28 protein-coding genes, 4 tRNA genes and 2 pseudogenes are annotated in these 23220 nt (G+C 68.2%); 13 read left to right on the plus strand and 21 right to left on the minus strand.

Annotated elements, in window-relative coordinates:
• The first annotated feature begins 124 nt into the window (after positions 1-124).
• Positions 125-415: a hypothetical protein gene (locus MYMAC_RS02040; protein WP_043709534.1), complete on the plus strand. Its 291-nt coding sequence runs from the start codon at positions 125-127 to the stop codon at positions 413-415.
• The gene (locus tag MYMAC_RS02045) at positions 415-1320 is read left to right on the plus strand and encodes a tetratricopeptide repeat protein (protein WP_013936441.1); all 906 of its coding nucleotides are present in this window, start codon (positions 415-417) and stop codon (positions 1318-1320) included. Before MYMAC_RS02040 ends, MYMAC_RS02045 begins: the two co-directional genes overlap by 1 nt.
• Before the next feature lie 23 nt (positions 1321-1343).
• On the opposite strand, the gene MYMAC_RS02050 is transcribed toward MYMAC_RS02045, so the two are convergent.
• The 3 genes from MYMAC_RS02050 to MYMAC_RS02060 form a co-directional block, all read right to left on the minus strand.
• Positions 1344-2258: a DUF6929 family protein gene (locus tag MYMAC_RS02050; RefSeq protein ID WP_095956837.1), complete on the minus strand. Its 915-nt coding sequence runs from the start codon at positions 2256-2258 to the stop codon at positions 1344-1346.
• A 44-nt stretch (positions 2259-2302) separates the two neighbouring features.
• Positions 2303-3628 (minus strand): magnesium transporter, encoded by a 1326-nt coding sequence (gene mgtE / locus MYMAC_RS02055; RefSeq protein ID WP_095956838.1) that lies wholly within the window; start codon positions 3626-3628, stop codon positions 2303-2305.
• Positions 3629-3769: 141 nt separating this feature from the next.
• Positions 3770-5128 carry a hypothetical protein gene (locus MYMAC_RS02060; protein WP_095956839.1) on the minus strand — a complete coding sequence of 453 codons (1359 nt, stop codon included), beginning with the start codon at positions 5126-5128 and terminating at the stop codon, positions 3770-3772.
• Positions 5129-5286: 158 nt separating this feature from the next.
• Between MYMAC_RS02060 and MYMAC_RS37130 the strand changes: the two genes are divergently transcribed.
• The 4 genes from MYMAC_RS37130 to MYMAC_RS02075 all read left to right on the plus strand — a co-directional run bounded on the left by MYMAC_RS37130 (position 5287) and on the right by MYMAC_RS02075 (position 5775).
• Positions 5287-5436 carry a hypothetical protein gene (locus MYMAC_RS37130; RefSeq protein ID WP_170114694.1) on the plus strand — a complete coding sequence of 50 codons (150 nt, stop codon included), beginning with the start codon at positions 5287-5289 and terminating at the stop codon, positions 5434-5436.
• 96 nt (positions 5437-5532) lie between these two features.
• Positions 5533-5604 (plus strand) — tRNA-Gly (locus MYMAC_RS02065).
• 11 nt (positions 5605-5615) lie between these two features.
• A tRNA-Leu gene (locus MYMAC_RS02070) sits at positions 5616-5689 on the plus strand.
• A gap of 10 nt (positions 5690-5699) precedes the next feature.
• Positions 5700-5775 (plus strand) — tRNA-Pro (locus MYMAC_RS02075).
• Between the two features lie 6 nt (positions 5776-5781).
• Here MYMAC_RS02075 and MYMAC_RS02080 read toward each other — a convergent pair.
• Together MYMAC_RS02080 and MYMAC_RS02085 are read right to left on the minus strand one after the other, a co-directional pair.
• Positions 5782-6171: a VOC family protein gene (locus MYMAC_RS02080; RefSeq protein WP_095956840.1), complete on the minus strand. Its 390-nt coding sequence runs from the start codon at positions 6169-6171 to the stop codon at positions 5782-5784.
• Entirely contained in the window at positions 6168-7142 is a 975-nt protein-coding gene (locus MYMAC_RS02085) for an AraC family transcriptional regulator (RefSeq protein WP_239989277.1), read from the minus strand. Before MYMAC_RS02085 ends, MYMAC_RS02080 begins: the two co-directional genes overlap by 4 nt.
• Here MYMAC_RS02085 and MYMAC_RS36585 point away from each other — a divergent pair.
• Both MYMAC_RS36585 and MYMAC_RS02090 read left to right on the plus strand, forming a co-directional pair.
• Positions 7141-7293, plus strand: a complete 153-nt coding sequence (locus MYMAC_RS36585; RefSeq protein WP_157757427.1) for a hypothetical protein — start codon at positions 7141-7143, stop codon at positions 7291-7293. The two genes, MYMAC_RS02085 and MYMAC_RS36585, sit on opposite strands and share 2 nt — an antisense overlap.
• A gap of 293 nt (positions 7294-7586) precedes the next feature.
• A tRNA-Arg gene (locus MYMAC_RS02090) sits at positions 7587-7659 on the plus strand.
• Between the two features lie 200 nt (positions 7660-7859).
• On the opposite strand, the pseudogene MYMAC_RS38585 reads toward MYMAC_RS02090, so the two are convergent.
• The 10 genes and pseudogenes from MYMAC_RS38585 to MYMAC_RS38595 all read right to left on the minus strand — a co-directional run.
• Positions 7860-8954 (minus strand): annotated as a pseudogene (locus MYMAC_RS38585) (tyrosine-type recombinase/integrase); the annotation flags it as partial.
• A 2-nt stretch (positions 8955-8956) separates the two neighbouring features.
• The gene (locus tag MYMAC_RS02100; RefSeq protein WP_239989279.1) at positions 8957-9226 is read right to left on the minus strand and encodes a helix-turn-helix domain-containing protein; all 270 of its coding nucleotides are present in this window, start codon (positions 9224-9226) and stop codon (positions 8957-8959) included.
• 12 nt (positions 9227-9238) lie between these two features.
• Entirely contained in the window at positions 9239-9448 is a 210-nt protein-coding gene (locus MYMAC_RS02105; RefSeq protein WP_095956841.1) for a helix-turn-helix domain-containing protein, read from the minus strand.
• Positions 9445-10518, minus strand: a complete 1074-nt coding sequence (locus MYMAC_RS02110; RefSeq protein WP_157757428.1) for an AAA family ATPase — start codon at positions 10516-10518, stop codon at positions 9445-9447. Before MYMAC_RS02110 ends, MYMAC_RS02105 begins: the two co-directional genes overlap by 4 nt.
• Positions 10515-11075, minus strand: a complete 561-nt coding sequence (locus tag MYMAC_RS36590; protein WP_157757429.1) for a toprim domain-containing protein — start codon at positions 11073-11075, stop codon at positions 10515-10517. Before MYMAC_RS36590 ends, MYMAC_RS02110 begins: the two co-directional genes overlap by 4 nt.
• 518 nt (positions 11076-11593) lie before the next feature.
• Positions 11594-11800, minus strand: a complete 207-nt coding sequence (locus MYMAC_RS38590; RefSeq protein WP_095956843.1) for a helix-turn-helix transcriptional regulator — start codon at positions 11798-11800, stop codon at positions 11594-11596.
• A gap of 119 nt (positions 11801-11919) precedes the next feature.
• The gene (locus MYMAC_RS36595) at positions 11920-12582 is read right to left on the minus strand and encodes a hypothetical protein (RefSeq protein ID WP_157757430.1); all 663 of its coding nucleotides are present in this window, start codon (positions 12580-12582) and stop codon (positions 11920-11922) included.
• Positions 12583-12908: 326 nt separating this feature from the next.
• Positions 12909-13187: a hypothetical protein gene (locus MYMAC_RS02120; protein WP_095956844.1), complete on the minus strand. Its 279-nt coding sequence runs from the start codon at positions 13185-13187 to the stop codon at positions 12909-12911.
• Between the two features lie 94 nt (positions 13188-13281).
• Entirely contained in the window at positions 13282-13590 is a 309-nt protein-coding gene (locus MYMAC_RS02125) for a helix-turn-helix domain-containing protein (protein ID WP_239989281.1), read from the minus strand.
• Between the two features lie 58 nt (positions 13591-13648).
• Entirely contained in the window at positions 13649-13957 is a 309-nt protein-coding gene (locus MYMAC_RS38595) for a helix-turn-helix domain-containing protein (protein WP_420810028.1), read from the minus strand.
• Between the two features lie 988 nt (positions 13958-14945).
• On the opposite strand from MYMAC_RS38595, the gene MYMAC_RS36605 reads away from it, so the two are divergent.
• The gene (locus tag MYMAC_RS36605) at positions 14946-15215 is read left to right on the plus strand and encodes a hypothetical protein (protein ID WP_157757432.1); all 270 of its coding nucleotides are present in this window, start codon (positions 14946-14948) and stop codon (positions 15213-15215) included.
• Between the two features lie 68 nt (positions 15216-15283).
• Here the strand turns inward: MYMAC_RS36605 and MYMAC_RS02135 are convergent, their stop codons facing one another.
• From MYMAC_RS02135 to MYMAC_RS02155, 5 genes and pseudogenes are all read right to left on the minus strand, one after another.
• The gene (locus MYMAC_RS02135) at positions 15284-15484 is read right to left on the minus strand and encodes a hypothetical protein (RefSeq protein ID WP_095956846.1); all 201 of its coding nucleotides are present in this window, start codon (positions 15482-15484) and stop codon (positions 15284-15286) included.
• A 27-nt stretch (positions 15485-15511) separates the two neighbouring features.
• On the minus strand, positions 15512-16018 hold the full coding sequence (locus MYMAC_RS36610) for a hypothetical protein (RefSeq protein ID WP_157757433.1): 507 nt from the start codon (positions 16016-16018) through the stop codon (positions 15512-15514).
• A 220-nt stretch (positions 16019-16238) separates the two neighbouring features.
• Positions 16239-16892, minus strand: a complete 654-nt coding sequence (locus MYMAC_RS02145; protein ID WP_157757434.1) for a hypothetical protein — start codon at positions 16890-16892, stop codon at positions 16239-16241.
• Positions 16893-17025: 133 nt separating this feature from the next.
• Positions 17026-17220 carry a helix-turn-helix domain-containing protein gene (locus tag MYMAC_RS02150; protein WP_239989283.1) on the minus strand — a complete coding sequence of 65 codons (195 nt, stop codon included), beginning with the start codon at positions 17218-17220 and terminating at the stop codon, positions 17026-17028.
• Positions 17221-17414: 194 nt separating this feature from the next.
• Positions 17415-17588 (minus strand): annotated as a pseudogene (locus MYMAC_RS02155) (tyrosine-type recombinase/integrase); the annotation flags it as partial.
• Between the two features lie 196 nt (positions 17589-17784).
• Between MYMAC_RS02155 and MYMAC_RS02160 the strand changes: the two are divergent.
• The 4 genes from MYMAC_RS02160 (at position 17785) to MYMAC_RS02175 (ending at position 22505) form a co-directional block, all read left to right on the plus strand.
• Positions 17785-19134, plus strand: a complete 1350-nt coding sequence (locus tag MYMAC_RS02160; protein ID WP_204817338.1) for a hypothetical protein — start codon at positions 17785-17787, stop codon at positions 19132-19134.
• Positions 19124-20659, plus strand: coding sequence for a DUF2380 domain-containing protein (locus MYMAC_RS02165; protein WP_095956850.1), 1536 nt, complete (start codon positions 19124-19126; stop codon positions 20657-20659). Before MYMAC_RS02160 ends, MYMAC_RS02165 begins: the two co-directional genes overlap by 11 nt.
• Positions 20656-21126: an NUDIX hydrolase gene (locus tag MYMAC_RS02170; protein WP_095956851.1), complete on the plus strand. Its 471-nt coding sequence runs from the start codon at positions 20656-20658 to the stop codon at positions 21124-21126. The genes MYMAC_RS02165 and MYMAC_RS02170 overlap by 4 nt, the downstream gene beginning before the upstream one ends.
• A gap of 416 nt (positions 21127-21542) precedes the next feature.
• Entirely contained in the window at positions 21543-22505 is a 963-nt protein-coding gene (locus MYMAC_RS02175) for a hypothetical protein (protein ID WP_013936432.1), read from the plus strand.
• A gap of 30 nt (positions 22506-22535) precedes the next feature.
• Here the strand turns inward: MYMAC_RS02175 and rraA are convergent, their stop codons facing one another.
• Positions 22536-23033, minus strand: a complete 498-nt coding sequence (rraA, locus tag MYMAC_RS02180; protein ID WP_095956852.1) for a ribonuclease E activity regulator RraA — start codon at positions 23031-23033, stop codon at positions 22536-22538.
• Positions 23034-23220: the final 187 nt, after the last annotated feature.

The raw sequence follows: 23220 nt of genomic DNA on the forward strand, positions 1-23220 counted from the left end.
GACGCAAGCGCCCGCAACGCCGATGACTCCGGGTGCTCCATGACACACCCGACATCCCTGTCCCAGAATCGAGGACCCGCTGCCACCGTGTGGCCGGGACGCCAGGCAGGCAAGCGGCGGTTCAGTGACGAGGCGGACGAATCCGGGTAGAACCGCCGCCGTGAGACGCGCCTTGTGCGGAGCGTTCGCCGCCATCGCGGTGGGCCTCTTCGGATGCAATGACCTGGAAGTCTGTGGCTCGACGGCCAGCGACATCACCCGTGACGGCGGCGAGCCCTATCGCTGCGTCACGTCCGAGGACTGCCCGCGCACCTCGCGCGTCAACGTCTGCGTCACCGACGTGTCGCCGGTGGAGGTCTGCGTCCGCTGTCAGGACACGAAGTGCGTCACCGTGACGCCGGAGGCCTGCGACTGATGAAGTCCCTGCGGCTCGCGCTCGCCGTGTTGTCCCTGTCCGCCACGGCGTGCCGGGACAAGCCCGTGGACCATCTCCAGCGGGCCCGTGACGCCACCTTCGAGAAGCGGCCCGACGAGGCGCTCGTCGAGTACCGCAAGGCCTTCGATGCGCTTCGCCATGACACCTCGCCGGAGGCGCTGGTGCTCCGCGCGCGCGCCCTCAAGGGGGCCGCGGACGTCTACTGGTTGGAGCAGCGCAAGGTGAAGGAGGCCCTGGGCGTCTACCGCGAGCTCATCCAGCAGTGCCCCGAGTCCCCGGAGGCGCTCGAGGCGCGCATCATCGTCGCGGACCTGCTGCGCGTGCACTACCGCGACCTGCGCGGCGCCATCGACCAGCTCACCGCCGCCCTCAAGCTCAACCCGCCCCAGGGCGCGGAGCTGCACTACCTGGTCACCAAGCTCTACTTCGAGCTGGGCGACTATCAGCAGTGCGAGCTGGAGACCCGCCGCGTCATGGAGCGCTTCCCCACCAGCGCCTACGTGGATGACGCCCTCTACCTCCAGGCCCAGGCCATCGCGATGATGGAGGGCCGCCGCCAGGAGGCGTCCCGCACCTTCGCGGACCTGCGCACGCGCTTCCCGGACTCCGAGCTGGCGCCGCACGCCCTCTTCGAGATGGGCAAGCTGCGCGCCGACGCGGGGGAGAACGAGAAGGCCATTGAGACCTGGGTGGAGACGCTGAAGACGCACCCGGACCCGGCGCTGGTGCAGGACTACATCGCGCGGGCGCGCCGGCGCATCGCCAACACCACCGCCACGGGCGTGGGCAAGCGCGAGGTGGCCTTCGACCGTGTCCGTCCGGCCCGCACGTCGCTGGAGGCCGTGGGCGGCCGCCCCGAGGAAGCCGCGCACGAGCACGACTGACGCGGGGTGGACCCGGGCGCGCGCTACGCCGGGACGTCCAGCGTCGCTTCCAGCAGGGTCGCGGCGCCCGCGCCGTCCTCGGCGAGGGCCGCCAGGAGCACCCGCACGCGCCCCTGCTCCACCCGCGCGTCCACCCCCGTCACCGTCAGGTGGCCCTCCAGCGCGTCCAGGAACTGCGGCGAGCCATCCGGCGCCAGCACGCCCACGACGCTGCCGCCCACGGTGGCCGCGGGGCCCAGGCTGCCCGCGGTGGCGGAGAAGACCATCCGGCCTCCGCTCAGCGGCGAGGCCGCCGTGAAGGACAGCCGCATGCCCCCGGCCTGCCCCAGCTCCCAGCGGCGCGTCATGCGCACCACGTCCGGGCCCAGCGCGCCGGCCTCCAGGCCTCGCAGCACCCGCTCCGCGTCCAGGTCCACCAGCGCGTCCGTCCCGGGCTCACCGCTGCCTCGCTGGAACAGCCGCAGCAGCCCGCCCGACAGCGCCGCGCCGGCGATGCGGAGCGGGCCCAGCTCCCGGCTCAACTGGGTGTACAGCGCGGTGACGTCCACGGCCCGCGCTTCTCCCGCCAGCGCGCCGTCTTCACCCAGGGCGACCACCGCGCCGCGGCGCCTGCCTTCGGTGGCGCCCGTCGGCAGCGCCAGCAGCGCCCCGGAAGGCGCGCCGGCCAGGGGGCCCAGCAGACAGGGGACCTCCAGGTCGGGCTGCGCTGACTTGAGCGACACGGGCTCGTCGGGCTGGTGGTTGGCGAAGAGCACCACGCCATGGCCGGGCGCCGCGTCCGTCAGGGGGAACGCGGCCAGGTGCAGCGGCTCCTCCGCGGAGGTGTAGAGCCAGGCGCCCGCGCGGACCAGTCCGCTCAAGGCGGTGACGTGCGCCGGACGGCCTGGCGCGACGGGCGCCTCCAGGTCGAGCGTGCGCCGCGAGGTGAGGTGAATCATGGCCGTGCCTCCCGTGAAGCCGCGGCCTCACGGGCCCCGGCGCTTCAGAGCAGCGTACCGCGCAGCAGGAGGCTGGCGACGGTGAAGTAGATGAGCACGCCGCTAACGTCCACCAGTGTGGCCACGAAGGGGGCGGAGGCGCTGGCGGGGTCAAAGCCAAACTTGCGCAACGCCAGCGGCAGCATGGAGCCGGCCAGGGTGCCGAACGTCACCACGCCCAGCACGGAGATGGCGACGGTGATGCCCAGCACCAGCGAGTGTTCGCCATAGACGCCGGAGATGGAGTTCCAGATGAGGATGCGCGCCAGGCCCACCACGCCCAGCACCAGCCCCAGCACCAGGCCGGAGAGCAGCTCGCGGCGGGCCACGCGCCACCAGTCCCTCAGCCGCATCTCCCCCAGCGCGAGCGAGCGGATGATGAGCGTGGAGGCCTGGCTGCCGGAGTTGCCGCCCGAGGAGATGATGAGCGGCACGAAGAGGCTGAGCACCACGGCGGTGGCGATTTCGTCCTCGAAGCTGCTCATCGCGGTGGCGGTGAGCATCTGCCCCAGGAACAGCACCAGCAGCCAGCCGATGCGCTTCTTCAGCATGCCGAAGAAGCCGGTCTCGAAGTAGGGCGCCTCCAGGGCCTCCATGCCGCCGGCCTTCTGGATGTCCTCGGTGGCCTCCTCCTGGACGACGTCGACGATGTCGTCCACCGTGACGATGCCCTTCATCCGCTGCTCGGCGTCGAGCACGGGCAGGGCCATGAAGCCGTGCTCGGTGAACAGCCGGCTCACGGCCTCCTGGTCGGTGTCCTCCGACACGGTGATGACGTCGCGCTGCATCGCGTCCGCCACGCGCTTGTCGCTGGACGTCTGGAAGAGCTGGCGCAGGGACAGCACGCCCTGCAGGTGCTGTTCGGCGTCGAGCACGTAGGCGTAGTAGACGGTCTCCACCTTCTCCCGCGCCTGCTTGCGCAGGTAGCTGATGGCCTCGTCGATGGACATGTCCGGCCGCACGCGGGCGAAGCGCGGGTTCATCAGACCGCCGGCGTCGTCCTCCGCGTAGGCCAGCAGCACGTTGACCTCGCGGCGGCTGGCGTCGTCGAGCTGCGAGAGGATGGACTCCGCCTGCTCGGGCTCCACCGCCTGCACCAGGTCGGCCAGGTCGTCCGGGGGCAGCAGGCGCACCCAGGTGCGGCGCTCGGCGGGCATCAGGTGGAGGATGAGCTCCGCCTGCTCACGCGCCGACAGGGCCAGGAAGAAGTCGTCCGCCACCGAAGCGGGAAGCAGCCGGAAGCCCTCCAGCCGCTCGTCGATGGAGAGCACGGGCCACGCCTCGTGCAGTTCCTCCATGGAGAGCGCGGCGCTCTGGGGGCTTTCCGTCATGAGGGCTCACCTCCGGGCGTGTCGGGTGGAGCGCGTGGTGCCGCGGCGCGCCGGCCTCTCTACACCCGGAGGCCGGGTATCGCGAGAGGCAGGCAGGCGACATTTCGCGCTTTTCCTTCCGTGTGTGCCCCAACCGTCTCGTTATTTCAACGAAGACGGGGGCCGTTCGTAGACCCGCGTGCCCGCGCCGCCCTGGCTCACGTCGGCCTCCCAGTAGAAGCGCGGGGAGAGGGTCCGCAGTCCGGAGGAGAGGTCCGCGTTTCCCGGCAGCAGCTCCAGGCCCAGGGGGCCCTGGGACGCGGGGGCCACGGGCACGGCGGAGGCGGTCCGCGGCTGGCGCCACGTGATGAAGGGCAGGGCGAAGCCGGGGCGGAGGGGCGCGCTCACCAGCTCGAGCGGTGCGTCCACCACCAGGGTGCCACGTTCGGCCAGCGCGCCATCCACCGCCGCCCACCGGTACAGCGTCTGTCCTGGCTGCGTCAGGAGCAGGGAGTCCACGCGGGTCCACACCGCGCCGTCCTCGATGCCCGCTGGCACGCCTGGCAGGCGCTGGCACGCCACCTCCAACGCGGCGAAGGCGCCGTCTGGGCCCAGCCGGTACGTGCAGGCGTGGCTGTCCGGCTCCGGCGTCATCTGGACGACGCTGACCGTGTCGGGGCCCAGGCGCACGAGCAGGCCCAGCACCATGTCGGCGCCGAAGGGCAGCCGGTTGGAGAGCCCCCATGGCGTGGGCGTGGCGCCGGTGACGACGCCCTCCGGCGTGAAGGCGAAGCGGTGCAGCCGCTCCGAGTCGAGCACCCACAGCTCATCCTCGGTGGCGAGCCGGCTCTGGATGACCGTCACCGTGTCGCGCTGGCTCAGCAGGAGCGAGCCCGTGAGTGCCAGCTCCGCACCGGTGTCGACGAAGCGGCGCACCCGGTCCTCGCCCACCACCCAGACGACATTGCCCGCGACGGCCACGTCGGACAGCCCAGAGGTGCCGAGTACGGTGGTGTTTCCCGTCGTCCCGTGCCGCGCCACGCCGTCACACAGCCAGGTGCCGTGCGTGGTGCGGTCAAGCTGGGTGCACCGGGGCAAGGAGAGCCCGGTGGGCCCGCTGCCGGTCCAGGCGCGCGTCACGTAGGCGCCGAATTGCTGGAGGCTCCCCACGGGGGCGAAGGCGACGCGGAGGTGGTGGCGCCCGGAGGTCAGTGGGGTGAACCGGACCGTGGCCGCCTGTCCGTTGCTGGTGAGCGCGGCCTCCGAGTCCACGGTGCGGTTGTTCGGGTCGAACACCTCCGCGGTGACGCGGTCGGGGACCTGGAGGGGGGCGGTCCCATCACACGACACGTTCAGGCTGGGCTGGACGTGCAGCTCCGCGGAGACCGCCAACGAGAGCAGGGGCGGAAGGTGTCCCACGCCCCCCGGGAGCGGGAGGAGGCCACAGTCATCAAAGGTGTCCGCACACCCGGACAGGAACAGCGTCGCGGACAGCGCGAGCAGGCAGGGAACGGTCTTCATCGAGAGGGGACGCCGCCCGGGTGTCCTCGGCCAGGGGAGGCGGCGCAGGCTCCAGGGGCCTTCTTACTCCATCCCCGGGCCCGGGCCCGTGACAGGCGTGGCGCCATGTCAGGCCCCGTGTTTCCCGCGCGTCATTCTTCCCAGAAAGGAGCGGTGACATGCAGACGACGAAGCAGACGAGCCCGATGAATCCCGACACCTTGAACGACACTGTCATCGGCATCGGCGTGCTCGCGCCTGTCGCACTGCTGCCCGCTCCCGTGCTGCTGCCCGGTCTACCCCCTGGCGGTCGATGGCCCGGACTCTGACGCCTCGCGCCCGTCTCACGACGTGGCATGACAGGCCAGAGGCCGGGCTCCCCGAGGGAACCCGGCCTCTTTCGTTTCCGGGTCCTCGCAGCACATGCGGTCGTGGCCGAGTGGTCAGGCCCCAGGTCGCCATCCTGGTGAACGCGGGTTCGAATCCCGCCGACCGCTTCTCGTAGAACGCCGCGGTAGCCCAACTGGTAGAGGCGCTGCACTCAGAATGCAGAGGGTGCGGGTTCGAATCCCGCCCGCGGCAACGTTGTTTCCGGGACGTAGCTCAGCTTGGACAAGAGCGCGCGCTTGGGGTGCGCGAGGTCGCTGGTTCGAATCCAGTCGTCCCGACTGCCACTATCCCTCCATCGGCGAGCAGAGCTCCACGAGGACGCCGTTGAGGTCCCTCACGTAGGCCACCGTCTGCCCCCAGGGCTTCTGCTTGGGCGGCTGCGTGGCCTCGGCGCCCGCGTCCACGGCGCGCGTGTACGCGCCGGCCACGTCGGAGGTGACGAGCGCGACCTCCACGGCGGCGGGGTCGTCCTTCGGGCGGAGGTGGCGCACGGTGAAGCCGTGCTCCTTCGCCGCGCCTTCCTCGACGAAGGCGAGCGCGGTGGCCCCGGTCTCCATCTCCGCGTAGGTGCCGCTCTCGTGAACGAAGCGGCGCGCCAGGCCAAGGGCCTTCTCATAGAAGGCGACGGTGGCGCTCACGTCGGGCACGTAGAAGATGATGTAGCCGAGCTTCATGGGGAACTCCTGTCGGTCAGTGGATGGCCTGCGTGAGCACGTCGTCCCACGGAGGGCGCGGGCCTGTCTTGAAGAAATCGGACAGCGCTCAGCCTGCGAGTGCGGTGGGGGGACACGCCGGCCAGCTCCCGTACATCGCGTGACAGGTGGGCCTGGTCCGCGTAGCCGCATTCGAGCGCGACGTCGCACAGGTCCGCGCCATCACGGGCACGCAGGAGGGACACTGCTCGCTGGAAGCGCAGGACGCGGGCGAGCAGCTTCGGCGCGACGCCGGCTTCGTCCAGGATGTCCCGGTGCAGGGTCCGCTCGCTCACGCCCAGCGAGCGGGCGAGCGCGGCCATGCGCACCCGACCCGCTGACGCCTGGAGGTGCGCCAGGGCATGGAGGGCCCGGGGCTTCGCGGTGCCGCGGAACGAAGCCCAGCGCCGCGTGATGGTGTCCTGGAGCAGGGCCATGGCCTGGGCGGGCGAGGCGCAGTCCTCCATTCGTCGCTGGAGCTGCGCGAGGGCGGGCGCGCAGTCCTGGACGGTGACGTTGAGGTCGCAGAGCTCGCGCGGGTGGATGCCAAGCAGGGCCTGCGCCCAGCCTGGACGGAGCCTGACGCCCAGGCTCACCGCGCCGGGCTCGAGGTCGATGAGGACGAAGCGCTTCATGGGCCCGACGACGGCCAGCCGTGAGCTGGCGAGCCACACCGGACCCGGCGCGTGGTGGAAGTCGAAGATGAGGTCGGTGCAGCCATCGGGCAGCACCCGGTGCTGCCGGGGCAGGGCTTCGCCAGGGTGAGGGCGGCGGGGCACCCAGAACTGCCAGAAGGCGTCCACCGCATCCGCCATGGCGACGGGCGGCGCCCACTGCGTGTAGCCCTGCTGCTGTACGTCCTCCGCCATGGTGCCCCTGTCGTTGACGCGTGCGACGTCTGTCAGGCCCCGCGTCGCCGCGCGTCCATTTCCCGTGAAAGGAGCGGTGGCCATGAAGACGGCGAACCTGACGAGCCCGATGAATCCCGACACCCTGAACGATACTGTCATCGGCATCGATGCGCTCGCGCTCGCTGGCCTGACCACCGCCCGTGATTCCGAGCGTGGAGAGACCTCCCCTTGGGATTGCCCGCCTGGACGCTGACCCACCATGCCCCGTCGAAAGACGCGGAATGGCAGGCCAGAGGCCGGGCTCCCCGAGGAGACCCGGCCTCTTCCTTTTCCGGGTCAACCCCACTGCTCCGGGATGCGATTGGAATCGCAGCACGGCCGTCTACCGTGTGAACAGGGTTCGATTCCCTGTCGGAGCGCTCCACCCCGAGGTGACGCCCATGAACCCGCTCCCCATCCCCTCCGAGCCGGACGACCTGATCGACGGCATCGCTTCCTTCTGACGCCGCGCCCCGTGAATGGGGCGCGCTCGCAGTCGCGGTTTCCGGTCCTGTAGCTCAGAGGAGAGAGCACTCGGTTGCGGACCGAGAGGCCGCAGGTTCGACTCCTGCCAGGACCACTTCCCTCAACCCCGCGCAGCGCCTCGGGAATCTCCCTGGAGTCGTCTGCGCGTTGAGCCGCCTCCGCCGAGTTCCGCACCATCGGCGCACCATGCGGGTCGCCCACGGCCAGCGGGAGCACCTTGGCAAGAGGCTCCTCGGTTGGCTGGAAGCTGAGTTGCTCCAGGCCCGCGCGCATGTCGTCCACATCGAGGTGGCCATAGACGCCTGCCGTGATCGTGGGCGAGGCGTGCCCGAGGATGCGCTGCACGACCGCCAGCGGCACCCGCGCCTTGAGCAGCAGGGTTGCCGTGGTGTGGCGCAGGTCGTGGAAGCGGATGGCGCGCGGCTTGGGCGAGGGCCACAGCATGAAGCCGCAGCCCGCCTTGGAGCAGCGGCGCACCTCGGATGAGGCCGCGTGCTCGACGCGTCCACAGCGGCGGCACTTGTGGGCCCACCCATCGACAAGCTGGGCGCGGCTCATCGCGGACCGGAGCAGCGGGGCAAGGTCCACGTTCAGGGAGTGCATCGAGCCATCCGGACGAGGGAACACCAGCGCCGAGGGGCTCTCCCGCATCGCCTGGGCGAGGTAGGGCCGCAGCTCGTGGTGGATGGGGACGAGTCGGGCCCGCCCGCCCTTCGTGGTGCCCGCCTTCCAACTCCTCGTGACGAGGATTTCCCCCTGCTCAAGGTCCACGTCCACCTTCTGGAGAGCCACCAGTTCGCCGCGCCGCATCCCGGTATAGACGGCAGTGGCGAACAGGCACCGCCACTCGGGGGGCACCTGGGCGAGCACCGGCCCCACCTCCTCGGCCTTGAGGTAGGACGGGGCACGTTTGGGCACCTTGCGCCGAGGGACGGCATCCACGGGGCTGGCGCCCTTCCAGAGCCCGCGCTGGATGGCTTTAGAGAAGACGGTCTGCGCGAAGCCGCGCAGGTTGTTGACCGACTTGGGCGACAGGTCGGCGGCTGCGGAGAGCGCCTCATCAATGCGAGCCGTGGTCACCTCGGGGAGGGCCAACGCGCCCAGGCGGGGCCGAAGGTGCTTCTCGGCCGCGAGCCGGTCCCCCTGGGAGCGAAGCTGCCCGGCGAAGTTCTGCGCGTACCAGTCGAGCAGTTCCCCGAAGGTGAGGGAGACGGGGACCTCGATGGGCTCCAGCCCGAGGCGCTGGAACTCGGCCTTGCGCTCCAACTCGCGTGCGAGTTCCTGGGCTGCGAGCTTCGTGGCGCAGTTGGTTCGACGCTGCACCCACCGGCCCGCCCCGTTTTTCCACTTCACCACCCATGAACCATCGCGCTTGAAGATGCTGGCCATGGTCAAACCCCCTTGAGGCGAATCCGCTTCGAGCCGAAGCGGGCGAACACTTCCAGATTGCCCCCGAGCGCCTCGACGTACCGCTGGAGCGTGGAAACCCGGTGGCCCGTCCGGCGCTCCGCCTTGGAAAGCTCGGACTGGTCCATTCCGGCTGCGGCGGCCAGCTCAACCTGAGTGAGGCCACGGAGCCGCCGGAGATCGGCAAGCGTGAGCACTTCCGGAGTGGTGCGCTTGGAGCGCGGGCGAAGTGAAGTCCCCATGGACACGAACATGCACTTAACCTCCTAGCGGCGCAACGGGGTAACGGACCCACGGGGAACACGGTGGCGCTCAAGGAACGTGCGGATTTCCTCGGGCCGGAACCGGAGCGCCGCGCCGATGCGCACGCAGGGAAGCCGTCCCGCCTCGGCCTCCTTGTAAACCCACGAGGTGGACATGGAGAGGAAGCGGGCAACGTCCTGCACCCGCCAGAGCGGTTCGGGGGGGCCGCTCATGGCTCCTGCTCCGTAGCCGTGCCCGGGGCGAGGATGTACCCGCGCCCTTCCCACTTGAGTTCGCCCCGTTCTTCCATTGCGTTGATGGCCCGGAAAGCAACCTGCCGTCTCCCACCCACCATCTTGGCCAACTGCGCTTTGTTGAGAGGGGTAGTCGCGGAGGCGAGCACCCGCCGTACCTGTTGCTCCTTGTCCTGCGCGGCTGTCTCGCTCACGTCCTCGATGGTCACAGCGCCATCGGCAAGGGAGAGCGTGAACTGGTGGCGCTGCGCTGTTTCCCCATCACGCCCCTTCGCCACCTGTGCCACGAAGGAGATAAGCCCCGAGTGACGTGGCGTGTCCTCTCGCGTGAGGTTCACCTGCATGTCCGCCCACCCCGACAGCACAGTGCTTCCCCTTGCCGCGTGGATGGGTGGCCCCTCGCCGCGCTCGCCCGCCTTCGAGGTGTGGTGCACCAGCACGATGAGCGCACGTGGGTTGATGGTGGCGAGAGACTGGATGTGCTCCTTCGCCTGGTTCACGGCTTCGGTGTCATTCTCATTCCCGAGAAACAGCGAGGAGAACGGGTCGAGAACCAGGACAGGCGCCTCGTGGGCGCACAGGTGCGTGGCGATTTGCTCGCGTATCGCAGCGTCCTCAAGCCGCACCCCCTTACGGTGGGCGATGTGCACGATGGCCTCCGGGAGGAAGCCAAGGGCCGTGAAGCGGTCGAACATGCTGCGCGGCCGCCCCTCCTCGAACACTAAGAAGGAGTGCCGCCCAACTTCCGCCGCCTTCTTGGCGATGACGAGCGCGAGGTACGTCTTGCCCACCCCTGGCGCGGCCACGATGAGGAGGTTGCCGGAGTCTGGAACCACCTCCTCAATGAGCCAGGAGAGGGGCGGCAAGTCCTTGGTGCGAGCAAGGAAGGCCGCGAGAGGCTCGAAGAGGGGCGGAACGGTTCCCGGCGGTTCCGGGAACCGGTTCCCAGTTCCCGCCCCTATAGGCGGAACCGGAACCGACTTGCGGCGATGAGTCATGGCTGCGAGCACTTCCGCATCCGGGCGGCCGGAGGCATCGTCTCCGCTCATCGCTCGCCCTCCTGGCGGGACGAGAAGTCCACCCGCTCGACCGTGACTCCTACAGGGAGCGCCTCGCGAACCTGGAGTGCGTAGCGGTCTCCTGCTTCGTCTCCATCGGTTGCGACCCAGCAGGGAACTCGTGTGGGCCAATCCGAGAGGGAACGGAAGGCGTTCACGCTCCCAGCCACCATGCCGAGCACTGCCCAGCGCCGCCCGTAACGGCAGGCGACTTGCGCGAGTTTGATCGTGTCCGTGAGCCCCTCGGTCACCACCACGGCTTCGAGCGCAGCCAGAGTCTCCGCGCCCCGCACTGCCCGGAGGAACTCCCGGCCCCGGCCATCGGCAAAGAGCGTTCCCGCGTAGGAGAACCCTCGCGGGTTGCGCGTCTTGTCCTTCGCCGGAAGGTCCGCCCGGATGGCGCGTGCCTGGATTGAGGCCACGTTTCCATCTGGCTCGAAGGCGAGGAGCGCGAGCCGGTACACCTCTGGCGGGTAAGGCCACCACGTCGGGTATGGGTAGCGCTCGGGCGGCGGAAGGATGCGCGCAAGCTCGCGGGTCTCCGGCATGGTGAGCCATCCCATGTCGAAGCCGCGCATCGAAAGGTAGACGCGGACCGCTCCGGTCCAAGATGGGTCAAGGCCGGAGGGGACCGCATCCAGCGGAAAGCTCGCGCGCCAGAGGGACTCAAGCTCGGCTTTCGGGGGGCGCAGGGCGCGTGATGGTGCCACGGGCTGCATACGCAAGGGCGACGCGAGAGAAACCGCCAGGCCATCCGCCAACGCTGCGCGCACCGGCGTCCAGTCCCTCGGCCTGGGGTTCTGAGCGATCACCCATGCGGCGAGCGTCACAGCGTCGCCGTGAGCGTCGCACTCGTGGCAGCGCCAGCCGCGCCCATCCGGCGTGAGGCCGACAGCACCGCGTTTGTCACGGCGTGAAGTGTGACGGTTCGCCGCCCTGCAGGCGGGACACGGCCTGATGAATGCCCCGCGTGGTCCACGCCTGCCCACTTCCAGGCCAAGCCCACGCGCGACTGCTTCAACGCCCCGCTCTCGCACCTCGGAAAACCAGCTTGGGAGGACGAGGCTCACGAGCGACCTCCCCGCGCGCGCGACTCGCCGATGAGCATCGCGATATCGCCCGCGCGCCATGCGGTGATGCGAGGCCCGAGTTTGACCGGTTGAGGGAAACGACCCGAGCGAACCCCCGCCCACCATGTGGAGCGGCTGACGGGGATGAGCTTGAGGATCGCCGGGAGCCTGAGAAGACCGGGAAGTGTTTCTGCGTCCGACACCGATTGCCTCCGTGCTGTGAAGAGCAGGGCAATCGTGAGTCGTCCGGCCTGTTGATTACGTGGGGACGGCCGGCGGATTCGTGGAGGGGTTGTCCCCCCTCAATTCGCTGGTCAGTTGGTCAACGCCCCCGAGTTGTTCGACCCGAGGATGCGCTTGCCTTCGCTCGCTCCAGTGCCTTCTTCCATTTTTCAAGGCGCTGCTCCCATGCGGAGTCTCGGGCATCGGGGGCATGCGGCAACTGGCTGCCGTGCGCTACCTCCAAGAGTGCCGCGATGGTCTTCGTGATGGACCATCCTTCTTTTGAAGACACTGTGACGAGGTAGCGGGCAATTGCCGTTGTCTCCTTCGCATTGATTCCCGCGACTTCACCTCTCGGCCTGATTCGGTTGGCCTCCTTCAGAAGTTCGTCTCCCTCACGGAGCCAAGGCTCCAGCCGTTCAAGCAAGGCGCGCACTGCGGCAGGCCCCTCAGGCGCATTCTCCAGTTCCTCCCACGAATCTTCGAGTTGCTCGCGCAGGGACGCTGGATACGGCCCGGTTCCTTCGTTCTGGATAGCCCGCGACGCCTTGACGGTGTTCTTGAGGGCGCGCAGTTCGGGCCCGAGCGCTTTCAAGCTCTCCCAGAGAGCCACAGTCTCGCGTAGGCGCGTCGGGCGATGGACCTTCCGCCGGAGTCCTCGCAGTACCGCCGCGCATCGTGCATCTCCGAGGCGGCGCTTGCATTCGGCCAGCGCCTCTTCTGCGCTCGCGTATGGCGGGCGCTCTCGTTTCTTCTTGCCCATGTACGCCCCGGGTACTCCCCAGAAGATGGAAGGGGCGCGGACTGCCACGTCTGGGAACCGTGGCCGGCTGGCCGAGCGTGCCCACGCGGCGCTCTTCTATCGCAACTGGCCGCCATCAGCCGATGCCCAGACCGGAGGCTTTCCCGCTGGGCGAGGCAGCAACAGCCGGATAACCACCGCTACGCCCTGGGGGGAACTGGCCTCGAACTCACTGAGCCAACGCTCCGCCGAGGTCATGTCGTCGTCCTCATACAGTTCCACCACGGCCAAGGAGGGCGCATCCCGGCTTGTGCGACGCTCCAGGGCTTCGATTCGGGAACGCAGCTTTACCGCGCGCACGCCAGTCCTCCCGGGCGGGGAGAGCCCTCGTTCCTGGCTGCGGCTTCGAGCTTGGCGAGGCGCTCCTCCAACTCGGTGCCCTGGATGACGCCGGCGAGTACCGAGTACCCGTAAATGAGCGCCCGTGCCTTGCTGGCCTCCATGGTTCCGTCTTCCAGCGCGCGGAGGCAGTCGGCGAGCCCGGTCCTCACGTTCCCGAGGTTCACCAGTCGCCGCCGACGCTGCCGGGGGGAGGGGGGGGAGGGCGAGTCCAGGGTTTCCGTCATGATTACGGTTCCTTGCGTCCCTCGGGCTCTGTACCAAAGGGCCGGTTTCGGCTCACAATCGCGGGTTCTGGCCCGTGGAAGATGCTATCCCCCGTTACTTGCCGGAGCCCTCTGCATCGAGCCCGGGAAACAGTTCGCGGAGAGGCACCTTGTAGGCCATGGATGCGGCAACCAGAGTGGCCACGGTCGGGTTGGCGGTGCCGCCTTCCAGGCGCGGCATGTACTTGGGATGCAGCCCCATGAGTTCTGCCGCATCCTCTTGAGAGAGGCCTCTCGCTTCGCGAAGTTCGCGGAGTCGCGCACCAAGTAGCCTGCGTTCACGCTTGATGGCAGGCGCCAAGTCCTTCCGGGTCCGGACTTCGGAACGTCCATGGGAGTGTGGTGACTTACGGGCTACCGGCACGAAGCAGAGACTGACCGGCCCTACTCATGAGTTACACAACTCACGAGTTTCCACGCGCTTACTTGCTGGTGTCCTCTCCATCAGTCTCCGCGAGGAGCGCGCTGAGAGGCACTTTGTACGCTACGGACGCAGCAACCAGGGTGGCCACAGTGGGATTTGCGGTGCCTCCCTCTATGCGAGGCAACGACTTGGAATGAAGGCCGATGAGGTCGGCAGCCTCCTCCTGAGAGAGCCCCTGCTCCACGCGAAGTTTCCGGAGACGCGTTCCCAGGCGCTTCAGCGTGCGGTTGATGGCTGGTGCCAAGTCCTTCCGTGTCCAGACTTCGGAACGCCCGTGGGAGTGAGGTGACTTACGGGATGTGGGCACAGGCGAACATTGGCCGCCCCTACTTATAAGTTACTACAACTCATGAGTTTCCTGTTCTTCATGGCCGAGAGGTGCGGGGTAACTGGTGAGTTTCCCTACTCATGAGTTACCGTGGCCTGTCTTTCAACGACGAAAGGACGGCCGCTATGGAAGAAGAGAACGGACTTGGCAGTACCCCGCGAAGGGGAGTGGTGAGCCTGGACCTAGAGCTAGGAACCCTGGCCTCTGCGGTTCAGGGCGCACGGATGCTTGCGGACCTCCATGCGCGGCGCGACTTCCCGGATGCGGAGATGGAGCGGAACGCCCCTTCCTGTATTGTGTCCGTGCTTCTCCTGGCTGCAGAGCGCCTCGGGCAACTGCGGCGCGTGGTGCGCAACGAAGAGGACCCAGCCAAATTGTGGACCCCTCACAACGAGGTAGAGGACCCAGCGGCCGGCGGCGAATTTCCCGGGGACATCGTCCTGTTCCCCTGGAATTCGCTTCGACTACCCCTGGCCATGTGGAGTAGCCGAAGAAGCGAGCCTCAAGTCCGGTCGGAGGGGCGCACGCGCAGGGGGCGCAAGGGAAAGAGCCGAAATCCGAGCGACGTCACTCGCAAATTCAAGGTGGCCCAGGGGGAGCCCCCGAGCGAGCCCGAGTTGCCCGTTCCCACCGCCTCAGACCCGGGGCAACAGCACGGGTGAAGGAGAGGCTGACCGAGGCGCTCGCTCAGGTCCCGCATTGAGCGCCTCGTCCACCCGTGCCCCCCGTCAACCAAGCCAGTGCCGTCGACGTTCAAGAGGTTGATGCCTCCCCAGCGGTGAGGGGGCTACAGGGGACTGCGATTTCGACGAAGTGGCGCGCCATCAGGTCGCGTGGGCGGTAACCGAGGCGGACGAGGAGGAGGACGTGCCGGCGCCCACGGTCGTCCGGCATTCCGCAGCCCTTGCTCTGCACTGGGCTCAGGCGGTGTAGTCGGCTTAGTTGACACGCCAAGCGGGAGACCACAATGACTGACGCCGACCACCGGGGAAGCAGCCCGGCCGTTGTGAAGTTTGACGCCTGTGCCCTCTGTGGCGCAGAGAAGCGAGCCCTTTCGTTTTCGCCGGGGATGCGAATTGAGCCATGGCCGGAGGTCACGGTCAGGTTGCCCCCGCCGACCGACAAGCAGCAGCAGGATTACAAGCGTCTCCTCTGCCCCAACTGCGCTAAGGCTGTGCCTTCGTGTGACTGGAAACGCCTCGTGACCGAGAAACTCGCGGCCGACCCCACGTCCTGAATGGGCTGCGCCGCCATGCCTGCGGGCAACAAGGATCGTGGACTCTCAACACGGCGAGCGCGCTGGGGCTACTTCTCCACCGGCTCCAAGGTCCATGTGTACCGGTGGCGGTTCCCTTTCTTGTCGCGCACCGCGATGTCCCCCTGGGGCAGTTTGGCGCCCGCCACGTCGTGCCTGAAAAGGCTTGCCGCATGCTGCGGGCCATCCGCCATGATGCTCCGGGAGAAGTAAACCTCACCAGCGTACAGGCTGCACTCGTAGAGGGGCATAGGGCGCATTCTGCCATGCGGTGAGCATCAGCGCCGCCAGACGTCGTCAGGAAGGCCGCGCGGCGGCAGGCGTGCACGAATTTCTTGTAACTCGTGCAGAATGGCGCGCTGGTACTGGAGATGACGCAGCACCGCGTCAACAACCGCCATCACCCCCACAACGGCGAGGGCGATAGTTGTGTGCTCAATGAGCGCGTAGCCGCTGACAGCGGCAAGCAACACCCATCGGCCACGCCACAAGATCCAAGTACCCCAGCCGAAACACCACAACCCGGCAACCAGAGCGGGGCCGCCCAGGACAATACCAGCAAGCCTCAGGGCGCCAGGGTAAATCCCCAGCATGTCGGCGAGCACGCCTGTTCCAGGAGCCCCGTTGAGCTTAAAAGCGATGACGAGGTCAGCGAGGCGAACCAGCAGGGCTTGCGGCCAATTCCATAAGAGGCCCACGAAGAAGCCTAGACCGAGTCCTAGGGTGATGAAGGGATGGCGATCAGCCCAGTCTTTCTTGACTGGAGTCTCTGCGGTCGTCTCCATGTCCACTAGCCTCCCGCTCTGCGAGCAAAGGCGTCAACAGCCCGAGGGGATGACGTAGGGCGCCGCCCACGAGAAGCAGAGCAGTTCTACCGGGCCACGCACGTCCCTTGAACGCGGCCCAGCTTCCCGAATGGCCGTAACCGGTTCCGGCTCCCGCTATAGGGGAGGTAATCGGCGACAGACGCCGTTCGTCGGTGTCCCATGCGGACTCACGTCTCGCTTACCTGACCAGCGTCCAGAGCAGGACGCCACACAGAGCGACTCCGATTGCTCCTAGCCACATCAGGCATCCCCATTGATGAACCAGAAGGTCGAGTTGCTTCTTGATCGCATCGACCTGTGCCGAAGTGGGAGTCGTTTTCCCTGCATCTCGTTTCGAGTTCTGCGCCAGCGTGAACTGGAACTGAAACTCCCACCAGACTACCTCGACCCAGGGGTGCTGGATGTTGTCCCACTCAATGCCATCGGGCACGCTGCGCTCCATTGCGGCCCCCTGCTCCACAGCAAGGCTGATTGTGGGTAACTTCCCTTCGCCTACGTGACTAAGGAGACGCTCGAAGGCATCTGGCGATACTAGTAGGGCAACTTGGAAGAAGCGCGCGCCCTCCTCGCTCAATGGGGGGTAGTCATGGAGGAGGCCGCTACATCGGTTGCCGCCTATTTCATGAAACTGGCCGATCTCAATGAGGACCGTTCCAGCCAGGTTCTTGAGCCACTCCCCCGAAGCCAAGCGGACGTGCTCTTGGAGCGGGGAGCGGACTTTCCAACCCAAGGTGCGCGCGGACCCGCTGGACGCAACGGAAGGTGGTGACTCACCCTCGCGCCGCAGCGTGTAGTGAGCATCGAAACCGGTTGGCTCAAGGGTAATCCGCATGGGGCCATGTAATCACGGAGCCGCAACCGCAGTTCGAGAACAGCGTCGTTCGGGTTTCGGCGTAGCCAACTCGCGGTTACGAGGTTCCGGTTCCCGCTATAGGGCCGGGAACCGGGAACCAGCGGCCCAAGCATCAGCGCCGTCCCCGGGCGAGGAACGCCTCCAGTGACGCGGCCGGGATGCGGATGGAGTTCCCGACCCACACTCGCTCCAGTTCCCCGCGTTCGAGGAGCGCGTAGACGGTGGCTCGGCAGACGGCCAACTCCTCCGCCACCTCTCGCACCGTGAGCATCGGCAGGGGCACCGGCCGCACCATGTTCCGCACCACCGGCGCACCACGGCCAGTCGAAGCAGTGGAAACGGTGCCAACCGGCACCGCTCGCGCTGCCTGGGAAGCGCCAATCCCTTCCGGAGGTTGCGAGCCGGTGACAGAGCCTGCGAACTCCTGCCAACCCGCCCCACCCCGGTTGCGGACCGAGAGGCCGCAGGTTCGACTCCTGCCAGGACCACTTTTCTACTCAGTCATTGCGCATGGTTGGCCACGGCCTCTGCCTGTGTTGCACGTATGTCGCACGCGGGCGCAAGCGGGAGGTCCAGCACTCGCACCGCGTGACGACGCGTGTCGGGACGGAGGTGGGCATACCGCTCCGTCATGCCGATGGTGGCGTGCTCCATCAGCTCTTGGATGACCTTCAGCACGTCGCGCGGACGACGCTCCAATGGATCCCGGCGCAGGCTCCCGGCGTGCGTTGACGAAGCAGCCGACCGTATGACGGCGGCCCTCAAGCCCTCTTGCTACCGCTGATTCACCACCGGCACGGCGCCAGCCGTCAGACCGGCCGGGAGACTGTGTTCCTCGGGCCTCATGTCGGGGCACGCACGGGAGGCGTGTATGCACAGGAAGCGAAGCTGTCTGGCGGCGCTGCTGCTGTTGCTATTACCGATGAAGGGATGGGCCTCGGAGCCTCCTGCTCCGGAGGAAAAGGCAGCCACAGCCCCGTCTGTAGCTCCCGCGCGCAAGTGGCACTCCCTGACGCGCGTGGAAGTCACGTCGCTGGCGCTCCTGCCTCGCGCTGGCGTGGGAGAGGACGAGGGCTTCGTGCAGGTGGAGCCCACCTTCATCCTCGACGGAGGGTCCGAGTTCGGCGTCAACCTGGGGGCGCCCGTGCGCTTCCGTCTGTGGGGAGGGAACGGTGACGGGGCCCCTGTGCGTCGCGAGGACTGGGACTCTCTCTCGGACTGGGGACAGCTCGTTCGCGGCCTCCTGTTGGGTTCGGACAACGCGCCCATGGGCATCTGGTTCGGCCCGCTGGAGGAACACCGGCTCCTCTCCGGGCATCTCGTCCGCCGATACTCCAACCGCACGAATCCGGACTACCACCCGGCGGGAGGCATCTTCACTGGCGCGGCTGGCCCCCTCTACACGGAAGCCTTCGCCTCCGACGTGTTGGGCGCGCGGCTGATGGGCGCGGAGGTGGCCCTGGACATGGAGCACCTCCTCTTTGGCCAGCCGAAGCAGCGGGGCCGGTACACGCTCGCGGTGTCCGCCGTCCATGACTGGGGGCGAACTGGAGGGGCGGCGCCGTCACTAACGCTGGCCCACCTGGACGCCATGGCGGTGGTGGTGGCGCGGCCCGGCATGGAGGCTTACGTGAATGCCGGGTGGGGCGGTCGTCCCGGACAGGGCGGTGCCTGGGGCGCAGTCGTGGGGGGCGGGGTGGACTCCCTCTCCGAGAGGTTCAACCTCCGCCTTCGGCTGGAGGCGAGGCGCCAGCATGGCGGCTTCCGGCAGGGCTTCTTCGGCGCGGACTACGAGCTGGCTCGCTTCCAGGCGGCGGGCCCTGACGGCGTGCCGCTCGCGGAGGCGCACTTCCCGGACGGCTACTCCGCATTCGCGGAAGCCCTCGTGGAGTGGGATGCCGTCAGCTACGGCGGGCTCTACAAGCACTTGAAGTTGTCGCTGGGGGCGGAGGCGTTCTCCTGGGGCCGCTTCGACGTGGACGGCCGTGTTGCGGTGCAGCTCCTCGAGCGTGCGCTGGAAGTGGCGCTGAAGGGCCTCGCCGTTGGGGCTGGGAAGCCCGGGGCGCGCTACCTGGGAGCGGCGGAGGTCCGCTGGAGGTTTCTGGGCGGGAAGCTCTACGCGATGGGGACAGGTGGCACGCTGCACTTCCCCACGGCGGAAGGGACGCTGCGGCCTGGGGCCTTCGCCTCGGTGGGGCTGGGGGTGGACAATGCGCGCTGATGCCCTGCTCGTGGCCGTGGTGCTTGCCACGGGATGCGCGTCGGTGCCGCAGCCTCCCGTGCGAAGCGGCACGCTGAGCTACACGCCTCACGGGGCGACAGCCTCCGAGTGGGCGGACGTGCTGAGTGACGAGCTTCCTCATTCCTTCGGCGCTTCTCCGTACTGCCTCGCGAGCTCTGGGGCTGGGCAGCGCCTGTTCCGTCATGTCGGGCCACGAGGCGACGCAACGAAGGCCGCACCTGGCACCGCATCTGGAGCTGTCGGAGGCATGGGCCCGCAGGCCGCCCCGGCGCGTCAAGCCGTCCTCGACGCCATTGATGAAGTGAAGCGCACCCTGGAGCGGAGCGAAGCGACGCGCTCCCGGCTCACCTCGCGCTCGCCTGCTCCTGGGGGCCGGAGGCTCGACGGTGTCTTCGCGCGCTATCTCGACCATGGCACCAACCAACTGACGTGGCTCCGAGGAACGCTGGCGAATGCCACCGCGCTGGCGGGAGTGGCCTCGGAGGTGGAGGACTCGGACATGGCGCTGGGCGTCCTGCGCATGGTGGGGCCTCGGCTCCAGGCCGCGATGTTCGGAGCCCTGCTGCTGGCCACGTGGGTGGACTTCCTGCAACTCGCTGATGCCTTGCTCCGCGACTGTCCCATGTGCGGCTCCGAGAAGCTGTTCGCGGACCTGCACCGCGTTCAAGGCAAGCTGACTCCGACGCTGGCGGACCTCTCATCGGGGGACTCGGAGCGCATCGAGGCAGCGACGACCGCGATGCCCGTGCTGATGGGGGAGCTGACCCACGAGTTCGACACGATTCGTCGGGAGGCGCGCTCGGCCATGGAGGTGGGTGGCAAAGTCATGGTGGCGGCGCAGGTGATGGAGTTGCTCGCCCTGGTTTCCACGCTGAAGGTGTCACTCCCCCGGCCACCGCCAGCCGCCCCCGCGACGCTCGGCGTGGGCATCGTCATGAGGTCGGGAGGCGTCATGGCGGGCTCGCGGCTCGTCGTCTCGGCGGAGTGGGTGGAGATGATGCGCGGGCTGGTGCAGGCGGGCGTCATTTCCCTCCCCGCCGTCAGCGCCGCGGTCCGCATCCACAGTGGGCAGGTGATGATGGCCCAGGCGCACCAAGATTTGCCCGAGGGCGTGCGTGAGGCACTGGGGGACAGCCCCGAGGTGCGAGGCATGCGCGTGACGGGCAAGGCCGGTGCGGGCATGGCCGAGGCTCCGAAGCACCACGTCCTACCGAAGGAGCACCGCGAGTGGTTCGAGGCGCGTGGCTTCAAGGGTGACATGGACATCGACCAGTTCTGTGTCCGGCTGGAGCAGGCCCACCACGAGGCGATTCACGGAGGGGGAAACTGGAAGATGGGGCGCATGTGGCCTGACGAGTGGAGCAGAAGGATCATGCGCGCGCTCCAAGATGCTGAAGTCAGCGCCGGGAGGCCGCTGACGCGAAATGCGATCCTCAAGATCGTCGGTAAGAATATGAAGGCCTACGATATTCCAATGAACTTCACTCCCGGGAGAAGCCGATGACCGATGGACGTTCGTGGGAGGGGAATTGGATCGCCCGCATGTATGAGCGCGTCCGTGAGCGGGGGTACGACTCGGTCACCGCCTTTGCTGAAGATCGTCCCACGGCATCCCTGGTCGCTCTTGCAGAGGAGCTTGGCCCGGACGACGTTGCTGGCGTCCAGGTGTTCAAAGGGTTGGTCGCTGAGGCTGAGCGCAGCAAGAAGCTCACTCGATTGGCTCGCGGACAGCTTGTTCGCGAACTGTCGGAGGTCATCGCCAACGGCTGGCCATCTGTGCTGGATGATGATGCCCGCTTGGAGGTCGCGATAGCACTTGGCCAATGGTCGGCATACACCCCGGAACCCCTCGTGGAGCGTGTAAGGAGTGCTAGCGGCGCGCTCCTCGCCAATCCGCCTCCGGCCGGCTGGCGCCCGCTCGGTCCTGACGATGAGCTTCTTCGGACGCTCCTCCCCGACGAAGAAGTGTGACCAACGGCGGTGGACTCGCACGGGCGCTGAGTACTCGTCAGGCTCGCGAGCGTTATGGCCACACTCGCTTGCCCCAGCCTCGGGAATACGAGGGGCCGAGCCATCCCCAGCTCGGCCCCGTTCTATACGGGTTGAAGACAGTCTCCATCAGCCCCCCGCCATGTTGCACGTATGTCGCATGACCCCGCGGAACGCGTTGGAACCTGGCGGGACGTCGGGGTCCTGAACGGGAGTCGAATCCGAGGTTCTCCGAGCGGATGCGAGGTAAGGGCGCGACTCTGCTGGGTATGCGCACCGACCGGCCGCAGGTTCGACTCCTGCCAGGACCACTTCTCCTTTGTCGGGTGCCCCGTGGGTATGGCAAGTGGGGGCCTCGCCGTCATGGATGAGGCGACCTCCCTCGTGCTGGACACGCCGTGAACCCGGTCACCCTGCAAATCAACCTCGCGCCCACGGACCATCCGCACGCGCGCCTCATCCTCCCGCATCAGCTCCGCCAGCTCGGGCCCTCCGTGCAGGAGGTGCTGCTGGTGCTGGACCTGCATCGCAGCAAGGGGAGCCGCTTCGCGGGCGCCTGGGAGGAGCGCAAGCCGAAGATGGACGCGCTGCTCGCGGCGCTGACGTCCACGGACCCGCGCATCCGCGTGGCGGAGGTGGATTACTCACCCGCGACCACGAAGGCGCTCGCCGAGCAGTTCTTCGGGGGCACCCGGCTGCCGATGAAGGACTCGCGCGGCGGTCCCTTCCACTCCTATTTCTTCGGACTCGCCGCGGCGAAGCATCCGCAGGTGCTGCACCTGGACGCGGACATGCTCATCGGCGGCGCCTCCCGCTCCTGGATGGCGGAGGCGGCCGCGCAGCTCGCGTCACGCGAAGAGCTGGTGAGCTGCAGCCCGCTGTCAGGCCCACCGCGCGCGGACGGCACGATTGCGGGAGACCCGCGCTGGTACGAGCCGGATGCCCTGGGCACGCACGCCTTCCGCTTCCGGCGCTTCAGCAGCCGCGCCTTCTTCGTGGACCGTGACGCGCTGGTTCGCCGGGTGGGCGCGCTCCGGGCGAAGCTGGCGCCGCCCATTCACGTGCTGCGGGCATTGCGCGCGGGCAACCCGCCGTATCGCGAGCCGGAGAACCTCATCACCCGGAGGCTCAAGGGCCAGGGCCTGTGGCGGCTGGACTTCCTGGGCGCCGCGCCGGGATTGTGGACGCTGCATCCCCAGTACCGCTCGCCCACGTTCTACGCGCGACTGCCCGAGCTGATTTCGCGCGTGGAGTCGGGTGACATGCCCGACGCACAGCGCGGCCAGGAGAACGTGCAGGACTGCCTGGTGGACTGGTCCGACGTGCGGGCCGCGCGGCGCAAGTGGTGGCGGCGCGGGTAGCGCGAACACCTCCGCCCGCGCCGGGAGAGGTCAGCCCAGCGGCGACTCGGAGGTGATGATGCCGTCCACGTCCGCGTAGACGTAGTGACCGGGCCGGAAGACGACGCCCGCGAAGCGGACCTCCACGTCACGCTGGCCTTCGTTGCGCTTGAGGCTCTTGAGCGGGTGCGTGCCCAGCGCCTTGACGCCAAGGCGCATGCGGCCCACGTCCTCCGCGTCACGGATGCAGCCGTTCACCACCACGCCCGCCCAGCCGTTCTGCTGGCCGAGCAGCGCGAGCTGGTCGCCCACGAGCGCGCAGCGGCGGCTGCCTCCGCCGTCCACCACCAGCACCCGGCCCTGGCCAGGCTCCTCCAGGGCCTTGCGCACCAGCGAGTTGTCCTCGGGCGCGCGCACCGTGCTGATGGGACCGGCGAAGGTCCGGACGCCGCCGTAGTCGTGGAAGCCGGGCTCGGCAATCTGGATCTGCGGCGAGCCCGCGTGGGCGTCGCAGAGGTCTGCCGTCTTGAAGTCGGTGAGCGTGCTCATGGGCCCAGAGCCTTCTCAGGCAGCGGGGAAGACGCAACGCCCAGGGCGCTCGGGCCGTCCCCGGTCCGTTGCAACGTGAACGCACCCCGCTGCGTCGCGTGGGTGGACGTCGCGCGGCGCGGCACGAGGGCTCCGCGCCGCTGGACGCGTGGATTCGCAACCGTCTGGGCGGCCCGGCCGTTGGGCG

This window comes from Corallococcus macrosporus DSM 14697, assembly GCF_002305895.1.
In the GTDB taxonomy this organism is placed as follows: Bacteria; Myxococcota; Myxococcia; order Myxococcales; family Myxococcaceae; genus Myxococcus; species Myxococcus macrosporus.